1 protein-coding gene is annotated in these 288 nt (G+C 37.5%); it reads right to left on the reverse strand.

The window, feature by feature from the left end:
- Positions 1-288, reverse strand: a 288-nt coding sequence (locus ACSIPU_RS31155; RefSeq protein WP_435322568.1) for a sigma-70 family RNA polymerase sigma factor, incomplete at both ends; no start/stop codon positions are given.

A 288-nucleotide genomic window follows, 5' to 3' on the forward strand; every position in this document is an offset into this window, starting at 1 on the left:
CGTAGCATAAGTTGAAAACTTATAACCACGGCGATATTCAAACTTATCAACTGCTTTCATTAGACCAATGTTACCTTCTTGGATTAAGTCCAAGAATTGTAAACCACGGTTGGTGTATTTTTTCGCAATTGAGATAACAAGACGTAAGTTAGCTTCAACCATTTCTTTTTTCGCGCGACGGGCTTTTGCCTCACCGATACTCATACGACGGTTGATGTCTTTAATACGCTCAATGCTTAAACCTGTGCTCTCTTCAATAACACATAGTTTATTAATGCAACGAATTAT

Origin of the sequence: Klebsiella sp. HN106, assembly GCF_051209435.1 — a bacterium.
Taxonomy (GTDB): domain Bacteria; phylum Pseudomonadota; class Gammaproteobacteria; order Enterobacterales; family Enterobacteriaceae; genus Klebsiella; species Klebsiella oxytoca.